This window comes from Colwellia piezophila ATCC BAA-637 (assembly GCF_000378625.1).
GTDB lineage: Bacteria > Pseudomonadota > Gammaproteobacteria > Enterobacterales > Alteromonadaceae > Colwellia > Colwellia piezophila.
Map to the genome: position 1 here is coordinate 261,379 of NZ_KB905168.1, position 11,037 is coordinate 272,415.

At 39.3% G+C, this 11,037-nt stretch carries 13 protein-coding genes; 8 read left to right on the forward strand and 5 right to left on the reverse strand.

All coding sequences use genetic code 11. The annotated features are described in order from the left end of the window. Positions 1–7 precede the first annotated feature (7 nt). Positions 8–991 (reverse strand): methionyl-tRNA formyltransferase, encoded by a 984-nt coding sequence (gene fmt / locus F580_RS0116235; RefSeq protein WP_019028804.1) that lies wholly within the window; start codon positions 989–991, stop codon positions 8–10. A 33-nt stretch (positions 992–1,024) separates the two neighbouring features. Further along, the gene (gene def / locus F580_RS0116240) at positions 1,025–1,540 is read right to left on the reverse strand and encodes a peptide deformylase (protein ID WP_019028805.1); all 516 of its coding nucleotides are present in this window, start codon (positions 1,538–1,540) and stop codon (positions 1,025–1,027) included. A 152-nt stretch (positions 1,541–1,692) separates the two neighbouring features. Between def and F580_RS0116245 the strand changes: the two genes are divergently transcribed. The 4 genes from F580_RS0116245 (at position 1,693) to F580_RS0116260 (ending at position 5,192) form a co-directional block, all read left to right on the forward strand. Further along, positions 1,693–2,781, forward strand: coding sequence for a LysM peptidoglycan-binding domain-containing protein (locus tag F580_RS0116245; protein ID WP_019028806.1), 1,089 nt, complete (start codon positions 1,693–1,695; stop codon positions 2,779–2,781). 79 nt (positions 2,782–2,860) lie between these two features. Next, a complete protein-coding gene (dprA, locus tag F580_RS0116250; RefSeq protein ID WP_019028807.1) occupies positions 2,861–4,012 on the forward strand; it encodes a DNA-processing protein DprA in 1,152 nt (383 codons plus the stop codon). Positions 4,013–4,030: 18 nt separating this feature from the next. Further along, entirely contained in the window at positions 4,031–4,504 is a 474-nt protein-coding gene (locus F580_RS0116255; RefSeq protein ID WP_019028808.1) for a DUF494 family protein, read from the forward strand. A gap of 124 nt (positions 4,505–4,628) precedes the next feature. Further along, complete coding sequence (locus F580_RS0116260; protein ID WP_019028809.1) at positions 4,629–5,192, forward strand: DNA topoisomerase family protein; 564 nt, start codon at positions 4,629–4,631, stop codon at positions 5,190–5,192. A 69-nt stretch (positions 5,193–5,261) separates the two neighbouring features. Here F580_RS0116260 and F580_RS0116265 read toward each other — a convergent pair whose 3' ends face one another. Together F580_RS0116265 and purE are read right to left on the reverse strand one after the other, a co-directional pair. Further along, positions 5,262–6,419, reverse strand: coding sequence for a 5-(carboxyamino)imidazole ribonucleotide synthase (locus F580_RS0116265; protein ID WP_019028810.1), 1,158 nt, complete (start codon positions 6,417–6,419; stop codon positions 5,262–5,264). Between the two features lie 10 nt (positions 6,420–6,429). After that, positions 6,430–6,912 (reverse strand): 5-(carboxyamino)imidazole ribonucleotide mutase, encoded by a 483-nt coding sequence (gene purE, locus F580_RS0116270; RefSeq protein ID WP_019028811.1) that lies wholly within the window; start codon positions 6,910–6,912, stop codon positions 6,430–6,432. Positions 6,913–7,101: 189 nt separating this feature from the next. On the opposite strand from purE, the gene tsaC reads away from it, so the two are divergent. From tsaC to F580_RS0116290, 4 genes are all read left to right on the forward strand, one after another. Next, the gene (gene tsaC / locus F580_RS0116275) at positions 7,102–7,653 is read left to right on the forward strand and encodes an L-threonylcarbamoyladenylate synthase type 1 TsaC (RefSeq protein WP_019028812.1); all 552 of its coding nucleotides are present in this window, start codon (positions 7,102–7,104) and stop codon (positions 7,651–7,653) included. Positions 7,654–7,901: 248 nt separating this feature from the next. Continuing rightward, positions 7,902–8,576 (forward strand): OmpW/AlkL family protein, encoded by a 675-nt coding sequence (locus F580_RS0116280; RefSeq protein ID WP_019028813.1) that lies wholly within the window; start codon positions 7,902–7,904, stop codon positions 8,574–8,576. 119 nt (positions 8,577–8,695) lie between these two features. After that, positions 8,696–9,529, forward strand: coding sequence for a shikimate dehydrogenase (gene aroE, locus F580_RS0116285; protein WP_019028814.1), 834 nt, complete (start codon positions 8,696–8,698; stop codon positions 9,527–9,529). 8 nt (positions 9,530–9,537) lie between these two features. Beyond that, a complete protein-coding gene (locus F580_RS0116290; protein ID WP_019028815.1) occupies positions 9,538–9,771 on the forward strand; it encodes a hypothetical protein in 234 nt (77 codons plus the stop codon). 33 nt (positions 9,772–9,804) lie between these two features. Here F580_RS0116290 and F580_RS0116295 read toward each other — a convergent pair whose 3' ends face one another. Continuing rightward, on the reverse strand, positions 9,805–10,344 hold the full coding sequence (locus F580_RS0116295; RefSeq protein WP_019028816.1) for a gamma carbonic anhydrase family protein: 540 nt from the start codon (positions 10,342–10,344) through the stop codon (positions 9,805–9,807). Positions 10,345–11,037: the final 693 nt, after the last annotated feature.

The following is an 11,037-nucleotide window of genomic DNA, read 5'->3' on the forward strand; positions in this document are numbered from 1 at the left end:
TTTTCTCTTAACCAAGGTTATTAATGTGGCTGCCAACAACGAACCAATCGCTGCGACCATTAAGGATATCTTTTACGGGCAATGCTTTTTTACCTGGTAATTGAAGGACTTCTAAGCGCAAAGCACCCTCAGTTGTTGCTATCACTATACCTTGTTTATCAACGGTTATTATCGTTCCCGGCGTTGCACTGCCTTGATACTCTTGCACTGACGCTTGCCAGACTCGTAACCGATGTTGTTTACCTGCCGTTTCGGTAAAGGTGAACTGGGATACAGGCCAAGGAATATAAGCACGAACTTTTCGGTGTAACTCATTAGCACTGAGCTGCCAGTTAAGCTCAGCTTCAGCTTTGTCTAGTTTATGAGCGTAAGTGGCTAAGTCGTTATCTTGAGCGATATTATGATCGCTAGCTTGATAATTAGCTTGTGCCATAAGTGCGAGTGTTTTGACTAAAGCTGTTGGCCCTAAGTTAGCGAGTTTTTCATAAAGACTAGCGCTAGTATCAGTGTTTTCTATATCGCATTCAGCCGTTAATATCATATCGCCAGTATCTAAACCTTTGTCCATTTGCATGATGGTAACGCCAGTTTTCTTATCACCCGCTTCAAGTGAACGTTGGATTGGTGCAGCACCACGCCATTTAGGTAATATTGAACCATGGACATTAATACAGCCTAGCTTTGGCGCAGTTAAAATGACTTCTGGCAATAACAAGCCATAAGCGACCACCACCATAATATCAGGGTGGTATTGAGCTAATTGTTGTTGGTCAATTTTATTTTTAAAATTAATAGGTTGCTCTACAGGAATGTTGTGTTCTAACGCGAGCAGTTTTGTTGCACAAGCGGTTAGCTTTTTACCACGGCCAGCAGGTTTATCGGGCGGACAATATACGGCGACAATATTATGTTCTGAATTTATCAGCGCAGCTAAATGTTGTGCAGCAAAATCAGGAGTGCCAGCAAAAATGATATTTAATGGAGTAACCAAAAGATGTTCCTATAATTGTAAGTGTGTACTTACTTATTTGTTAGCCTTCGCAATTCGTGCTTCTTTCTCAAGCTTAGTTTGAATGCGCTGACGTTTTAAAGGGGATAGATAATCAACAAATAAAACCCCATTTAAGTGGTCAAGTTCATGTTGTATACAAATGCTTTGTAAACCCGTGGCATTTAAGGTGAACTCTTTACCTTGGCGACCTAGTGCTTTTACCGTACAAGTATCATGGCGGTTTACTTTCGCATAAGTGTCGGGGACCGATAAACAACCTTCTTCATTGACAGAAGTCTCGTCACTGGTGGCAATAATTTCAGGGTTAATAAGTACTATCGGTTGATTGCTCTCTTCAGAGGTATCCATAACAACAATACGTTGATGAATATCGACTTGGGTCGCGGCAAGACCGATGCCTTTTTCTTCATACATGGTTGCCAACATATCGTCTATAATGATTGCAGTGGCATCAGTTAAATGAGTAACAGGCTGCGCTTTAGTTCTTAAGCGTGGATCTGGGAAACGTAAAACAGGTAATATAGTCATATTTTTTAAAAGAATTAGCGATAATTCAACTAGAATGTTATGTTTTAATTATATACTCAAGTAACTGTAACTGAAACCTGCATTTTTAAGTCATGCATTATAACTAATAGATATAGTGCGTTATAGCAATTGCACTAAAAGGAATGAGCTCTATGCTTAAAAAAATAATACTCTCGCTTTCTTTAATGTCTCTTCCATTGATAGTTCTTGCCGATCAAATAAAACTTAATGATGACGCACCTAAAACACATGTTGTGGTGAAGGGGGATACCTTATGGGATATCTCAGCCTTATTTCTTGAGCAACCTTGGTTATGGCCAAAGCTCTGGCGTTTAAATCCAGAGATAAATAACCCGCATTTAATTTACCCAGGTGATATTTTAAAGTTAGTTTATGATGAACACGGTGAACCCATGTTAGTGGTTGAACCGGTAAAACCAAGTTATAAATGGTCCCCTAAAATTCGTCAAAAGAAGAAAAAAGACTCGGCAATTACCTTATTACCTTTAGAGGTAATTGCACCTTTTATGAGATACGATCATTTATTTAGCGAAGATGAGCTAGCAGTCTTACCCTATATTATTGGTAGTGATGAAGGCTATAGAATGACGGTTCAAGATTTTAAAGTGTATGTGAATGCCGATCTTGAGCTAGCGCAAAGTTACGCTATTTACGATAAAGGTGAAGAGATTTTTGATCCTGAAACTGATGATTCATTAGGGTTTTATGTCAACTTAGTCGGTACTGGCCAAGTAATTAAACGTGGCGATATCGAAAATGATGTACCCTCAACCATGAAAGTTGGCTCGGTAAAAAGAGAAATTCATGTAGGAAGTTATGTTGTACCGGTGAATGATGGGCAATTATTGCCTGCAGTATTTTCTATGAAAGCGGCTCATGAGTCACTTAGAGGCTCTATTGTAAAAGCAATCAGTAATGGCCGTGAATTTGCCAAGTTTGAAGTTGTTATGATCAACAGGGGCTTTGAGCATAACGTAACTGTTGGCGATGTTATGGCAATAAAACGCACTAGCCCTGCAGTAGTTAATACGGGTAATGGTCCGGTATATGTTGCTGAAACCTCTCGTTGGAACCAAATTACTGGCGGTGATTATAAAATGCCAGAAGAGTCGGTAGGTGAATTAATGGTCTTTAAGGTATATCAAAAAGCAAGTATGGCACTTATTTTACATACGGATAAACCTGCTAGAATAAATGATTTGATTACCGCACCAGAGTAACCGACTGTTAAATGCTTTATCTTTCCTTTTAAGTAAGGGGAGTAAAGCTTCAAACTTGTTCTTAAGGAGAAGACAAGTAATGATTAATAGCAGTAAGAGTGATATCGAGTATTGGTTAGCCTTAAAGTTTGTCCCTCGGTTAGCCATTCACAAAAAAATAGCATTGGTTGAAACCTTTGGTTTGACCGCGCTTTTTTCGTTGAACAGCAAGTCTTCAGTACTTAGTTCTGCTAACGGTTTAAGTGTTAAACAACTCAGCGCCTTTCATCAGCCTAACTGGCAACAAATAACCCAAATGATACAAGCAAGTGAAGCTTGTAATAGCGTTATTATCTGTTTTGATGATACTCGTTATCCAGAACGGCTAAAACAAATATACGATCCGCCTTTAGTGTTATTTCTCCAAGGCAACGCTCTTTTACTGAATGCTCAGCAGTTAGCTGTAGTGGGAAGCCGATCTGCAAGTTCAAGTGGCAGAGAAACCGCATTTACGTTATGCCAACAACTCAGCCAACAGAATATCGTCATCACTAGTGGTCTAGCCCTTGGCATCGATGCAGCGGCCCACCGGGGGGCGCTTGGTGAATCTGCCGGCACTATTGCTGTGGTTGCTACTGGGCTAGATCAAGTATACCCCGCTAGGCATAGAGCTTTGGTACAAGAAATAATTTCTTCAGGGGGAGCTGTCATTAGTGAGTTTTTACCTGGTACGCCAGCTAAAGCAGGGCACTTTCCAAAAAGAAATCGTATCATCAGTGGTTTAAGCCTAGGGGTTTTAGTGGTTGAGGCCGAATTGAAAAGTGGCTCATTGATTACAGCACGCTGTGCGCTAGAGCAAAATAGAGAGGTTTTTGCTGTCCCTAGCTCCATTGGAAACCCGCTAGCGAAAGGTTGTCACTGGTTAATTAAACAAGGGGCTAAACTAGTTGAGCAGTGTGCCGATATAATAGATGAGTTCGCTTTTGCCAATAACCCTAGTCTACACTTAAAGAGTGCTATAGAAGCTTTACCGCCAAGTGAAAAAATCACTAACAAAGGAGTCGAGAGAATAAATCAAAAAGTCTTGTGCAACGATGCATTGTTGGCTAGTGTAGGATTTGAAATTACTCCCGTAGATAAAGTAGTTTCACGAAGCGAACTTCCCGTAGAGGAAGTGTTAACTCGATTAACAATGCTTGAGCTAAGTGGTCTGGTAACTGCGGTACCGGGTGGCTACATTAGAACGCAATAAAGTAATAAGGGGCTAATTATGTTTGATATCTTAATGTATCTTTTTGAAACCTATATCCAAAATGAAGCAGAGGCCATGGTAGATCATGACTTGTTAACGGACGAGTTAACGCGTGCCGGATTTCACCAGGATGAAATATATAAAGCATTAAATTGGCTAGAAAAACTTGCCGCGTTACAAGATACCGATGCTTATCCTTATCTTACCCACGTAGGCAGTAAATCTGTACGTATCTATACCCGCGAAGAAACGCAGTTACTTGATACCCCATGTCGCGGTTTTATTTTGTTTTTAGAGCAAGTTAACGTACTAGATTTTACCACGCGCGAAATGGTAATTGATAGAGTTATGGAGCTTGATACCCAGTACTTCTCTATGGATGACCTTAAATGGGTAATTTTGATGGTGTTATTTAATGTGCCAGGTAAAGAGTCTGCTTATTCACAATTAGAAGATTTAATTTTTGAAGAACAAGAGGGACCACTCCACTAATGGCGGACTTCAAGCTGGTTAATAAATAACAGAACTTATTTAGCCAGCAGCCGCAGAGCATATAGTTCAGTCAACTTTTATGGCATAATAACGTCATACTTGTCTTCACGTACAACTTTCAATAATGTCAGACTCAGATAAAGCTCTTTTTACTCATCACGAACATGCTTTAAAAAAAGAGTATCAAGTGTGCCCAGAATGTAGTTCTGAACTGACCATAAAACATGGTAAATCAGGGGCGTTTTTAGGTTGTGTTAATTACCCTAATTGCCAATATACCCGTGCCGTAGTCGAACATGAACGGGTTGAAGATAAAATACTCTCAGGCAGTGAATGCCCATTGTGCTCTCATGAATTAGCGGTTAAGCAAGGTCGCTATGGCATGTTTATTGGTTGTAGTAACTTTCCACAATGTCATCATATTGAGCAAGAGCCACAAGAAATATTACAAAACGTGGCATGCCCAAGTTGTAAAGGTGGCTGCTTACAAGAAAAGACCAGTCGTTTTGGTAAAAAGTTTTACTCCTGTGACCGTTATCCCAAGTGTAAATTTGTCGTTAATCATGAGCCGGTTGCGGGCGAGTGTGAAAAGTGCCGATTTCCATTATTACTAAAAAGAAACATGGCAGCGGGATTGAAATACCAATGTGCAGATAAAAAGTGTTCCCAAATGCAAAAGTTATCATAAATTTTTAAAGATAAAAAAAGACGCCTTTCTCTATGTGAATATGCGTCTTTTTTTTCACTAAAACCGTTCTTATTTTTGCTTTGCTAAATAGTCTTTGGCGAAACCGCTAAGATCAGGGAATGCTTTATTACACAGGATATCCGCTAAACTTTGTAAACGCTGAGCCAGTTGTAATTCATTGTCACCACTAACATTAATATGACCCATTTTACGTCCTACACGCTTACCTTTATTGTACCAATGCACCGAAGCACTTGGCACAGCAAATACTTCATTAGGAACAGTATCTTCACCAATAATATTGACCATTGCTGTTGGACGAATCAGCGCTGTACTACCTAGAGGTAAATCACAGATGGCTCTTAAATGATTTTCAAACTGACAGGTGTCAGCACCTTGTTGGGTCCAATGACCCGAATTATGTACTCTTGGTGCAATTTCATTTACCAAGAGCTGGTTGCCTACTTGGAAAAACTCAATGGCCAGAACACCAACATAGTTAAGCTTATCAGCTATAGCTTTAAATACAGAAACAGCTTGCTCTTGAAGTACAGTATTAACAGGATTGGCAACGGATACACTTAACATGCCATCCGTATGGTGATTTTCAGTCAGAGGGTATACCGCAACATCGCCATTTACGCGGCGAACACCAACAAGAGACACTTCACGATCAAAAGGCACCATTTGTTCAGCAACAATGCCTTGCTTTACTGTTGTAGTCGAAGCTTTCATAAAGTCAGCCATCTCTTGCCAAATTGCTTCGGCATCAGCGGCTATTTTTAATCGCCATTGGCCTTTACCATCATATCCTTCGAGTGCACTTTTAAAGATAATAGGTAAAGATAAATGACTAATGGCTTTATCAAAGTCTGCTTTAGAATGAACAAAATAATGTTTGGCATTGGCAGTATTGCAAGACTCAAGTAATGCTTTCTCTAACCGTCTATCGCCACCAATTTTAATGGCGGCACTCGTTGGGAAAAGCTTACCTGATTGCTCACACTCAGCAAGTATGTCATGAGCGACATGCTCAAATTCTGCGGTAATGACATCAGCATTAAGAATGCCTGCTTTTAAATCGCCATATATGTATTCCGGGGAAATAGGGTTAACAACCTTATTACTTAATACATCTAGTGCTTTAACATCCAAGTTTAAAGGTGTGCCCGCTAATTGCATCATGCGAGCTAATTGACCTGCGCCAAGTACGAGAACTTTTTTCATCATGTTGCGCTTATTCTGCCGGGTTCGGGTTAGCAAGTATGGTTTCGGTCTGTTTTTTACGAAACGCTTCTATATTTTCTTGGATCTCAGTATTATGAGTACCAATAATCTGTGCTGCAAGTAAACCTGCATTAGCAGCACCGGCATTACCAATGGCTAATGTACCTACAGCTATACCTTTTGGCATTTGTACAATAGATAATAAAGAGTCTTGACCATTAAGAGCTTTAGATTGCACTGGTACACCTAAAACAGGTAAAGAGGTATAAGCTGCAGCCATACCCGGTAGATGAGCGGCACCACCAGCACCAGCTACAATGACTTTAATGCCTCTATCTTTTGCGCTTTCAGCATACTCTGCAAGTAAGTGAGGGGTGCGATGGGCAGAAACTACTTTGGTTTCGTATTTCACACCTAAAGAATCAAGCATTTCTGCTGTATGTTGCATTGTTGGCCAATCTGATTTTGACCCCATGATGATACCGACTGTCATGATTTATACCCTATGAAGAATAAAAGGTTCTTCGAACCCGAAGAAAGTAAAAATAGAGCCGGAATTATAACCTTCTTTACCGCAATACGGAATCGAGAACTTTTTTATCGATAAATTAAGCCATCATGAGGTATTTCTAAAAGGGGTTTGGTAATATTGTTATTAATGTGAATATTTGAAGAGTGGCTTGTGAGCGAAATTAAGGTAGTAGATGTTTTTAACAGTGGTGGCATTATCGCTTACCCAACAGAAGCGGTGTTTGGTCTTGGCTGCGATCCTGATAATGAGCAGTCACTCAAGCGCCTATTAGCGTTAAAGCAAAGACCCGCTGAAAAAGGCTTAATTCTACTTGCCGGTCATTATTCCCAATTACTTCCTTATATTGATGATAGTAAAATCCCACCAGGTAAGCGTTTAACTATGCTATCGAGGTGGCCAGACGGTATTACTCAGTTAGTTCCTAAAAGTAATAATCTCTCACCATTATTATCGGGTAAGTTTGACACTATTGCCGTAAGGATTACCAGTCAGCCAGATGTAGTTTCACTGTGTAAGCAAACCAATAAACCAATAGTATCAACCAGTGCTAATTTATCTGGTCAGGAACCCGCTAAAACATGGCAATCATTAGACAGTGTCTTATCTAAACAAGTCGACTTTATCATCGAAGGCAGCACCCTAGGTCATACTTCACCATCAAAGATAATCGATGCATTGACAGCTAACATCATCAGAGATTAACTATAGTCTCTTGCGATCAATTGACAGGTAGTCAGATAATACCAATTCCAATACTTCCCACTGAACGAAGGTTTAAAAGGTTTAAAAGGCTTAGAGGCAAGGCATGGTATGAATTTACTGACCTACCTATGATCAAGATCAAAGTATCACTTACCTTTATCGTTAGCGGTAAGAACCTTGCGCTAAGTCAATGTTAAATCACCCAATACGATTATTATGCCTTTAATTATTCTAAGGATATAAAAATCATGAAAAAAACATTACTAGCTATCGCTTTATTATCAAGCTTCTCAAATGCTGCTGTAGCAAACCAAGCCGGTGACTTTTTAGTTCGAGGCGGTTTAACGATGGTTTCACCAGATAGTGGCAAAACGCCAATTTTATTAGGAGGCAGTGCGGATAATGGCATGTCACTTACCGTAGATGATAATACTCAACTAGGTTTAAATTTTGTCTATTTCCTTGATAGTAACTGGGCAATCGAACTATTGGCTGCAACTCCGTTTACCCATGATGTAACACTTCAAGACCCTAAGGGTACATTACAAGCCGATGGCATAAAGTTGGCCGAAGTAAGTCATTTACCACCAACCCTAAGTGCTTTGTACTATTTTGATACCGGGACTTCGCTTAAGCCGTATGTTGGCGTTGGCTTAAATTACACAATATTTTTTGATGAAAAATTCGAATCTGCTCCAACAGCGTTGAGTTTAAGTAACTTAGAGTTAGATGGCTCTTTTGGTTACTCCGTTCAAGTTGGTGCTGATTATCATATCAATGATAAATGGCATGTTAATGCCTCTGTTCGTTATATGGATATCAATTCAGATGCCACATTTGACGTAGGTGGCGATAGCATTGGCAGTGCAAGTATTGATATTGATCCTATGGTTTATTCAATTATGCTGGGTTATAAATTCTAAAAAACTTTGTAGAATAAAATAAAAAGCAGTAACTTATATAAAAGGGTTATTGCTTTTTTGTTTTCATTAATTGTTGATTCAGTTAGGCTGTAGCCATACGCTAACTTCTGCCGATAACTATGATAAAACAAACCCCAGACCAATATCTCGTTTACGGAAATCCGATAAAACAATCTCGCTCGCCAGACATTCATCATATATTTGCCAGTAAATGCCAACAAAACATCAATTATAAAAAACAGCTAGTGGGCCTTGATGATTTTTCTACGGCGGTTAGTGATTTTATTAGTCAAGGCGGCAAGGGAGCAAATGTCACTGCTCCTTTTAAAGAACAAGCACTTAGATTAGCCGATGTTTTGACTGAGCGTGCCTCTTTAGCAGGTGCCGTTAATACACTTACCTTTAATAAAGGTAAGATATACGGTGATAATACTGATGGTGAAGGTCTAGTCCAAGATTTATTAATGCACGGTGTTATTTTAAAGCAAAGCAGAATTTTGATATTAGGTGCCGGTGGTGCAGTCAGGGGAGTGCTTTTACCAATGCTTGCGCAAGATCCTAATGCGATCACTATTGCCAATAGAACGGTAAGTAAAGCAAGAGACCTTTGTCAGCACTTTAATGATGAACGACTTAATGCTTGTAGCTTTGATGAGACTATTGGGCAAGAGTTTGATCTGATAATTAATGCCACATCGGCTAGTTTATCTGGTGATTTACCAGCTATTCCGGCATCGATAATAACGACGTCAATGGTCTGTTACGATATGGTCTATGGTAAGAATGAAACACCCTTTCTCAAATGGGCTAAAGCGCAAGGTGCTTTTAAAGTTATTGATGGCTTAGGTATGTTGGTAGGCCAAGCAGCAGTGAGTTTTTCTGTCTGGCGCGGCGTAACACCAGATGTGCAGCCAGTAATTGATATCTTAAGAGCAGCTATTAAAGAAGGATAAGAGACCATATGAATCAAGCCATTTTGTTTAATGATGATTTGACCTTTGATAAAGGACAAGACGCTTGGTGTTTCACCGCATTACTCTCAGCGCAAGTCATCACTATTTACTTTCATTCATTTCAACTGAAGCGACTGGGAGAAATTGATAACTGTACTAAATTCGATTTAGAAGAAATAGTAGAACTCTGGCTCGAAAAAAATGAGCCAGAGGGCAGTGTTATACACATACAAATGCGTTAATAGCTTTTTCTAATGAATGAAGTACTTAGTTATTTATTCACTAAGGTAATCATTTTTGAGTTCGACATAGTTGATGGCCGATTGTTTAAGGAAGGCGGCCTCACTGTCTTTTAAAGGTCTAGCTTGTTTTACCGGGTTACCAACATACAAATAACCGCTGACTAAAGTTTTATTTGGCGGAACTAAACTGCCCGCTCCAATAAAGACATCATCCTCTACAACTACACCATCCATAATGATAGCGCCCATACCGACGAGAATACGATTTCCTAAAGTACAGCCATGCAACATGCATTTATGACCTACAGTGACATCATCACCAATAATTAACGGATTTCCTTCAGGGTTATTGGCACTTTTTCGAGTGACGTGCAAGACACTACCATCTTGGATATTAGTACGAGCGCCTATGGTAATCGTATTTACGTCGCCACGAGCAGCAACTAACGGCCAAATGCTGACATCATTAGCTAAAGTAATATCTCCGACGAGAACCGCTGAATTATCAATATAGATATCTGAACCAAGGGAGGGGAGAATACCCTTATAAGGACGAAGATTAATTATAGTCATATAGCACCTATTGCATCGCTGCAATTTAATTGAATGGCAAGTGACCGTAAAAATAACATAGACAGCTAATAAAACCACTACTAGAGCTGACTACTAGTTAAAAATATTATACGGATAAAGGAACTTATTGAAATTAAAAATCATAGAGGTGAGTGCAGATTGAACACATAGAGGTAAACTCACACAAGGGTTGTATGAAAGTTAAGCGAACGGATATTAAATGAAGATTTACTTAAAAAAATGGTTGACCTGATACTAAAACTGTCTAAAATGCGCATCCAGTTCCAAGGGGTAACCCAAAGAACTGTTTTGATAAGTTATCTACTTCCTTTTAAGGGTAATCAGTTAACTTAACGTTTAGTTTTAAAGTATTTCAAAGTAACTTAAAATAAACGTTGACATCAAAACCAGGGAGCGTATTATACGCCACCTGCTTCGGGGCAACAGCAACGAAGTCAAGCAAATAACGAATGAGATTATTTGCTTCTTAACGCTTCTCTAATAGAGAGTAGTTAAGATTTTCTTTAACAATTAGTTATCATGCAATTTGTGTGAGCACTCACATTAATGTTGTTTTACATAGTTTTCCTTTCGGGGAGAACAAAAACGCTTAATGAATGATGTTCATGCAAACAAATATAGTTACTTATCTTTAGCGAGGTAGGTAGCGACTATGTAATGCGATATCAGTTT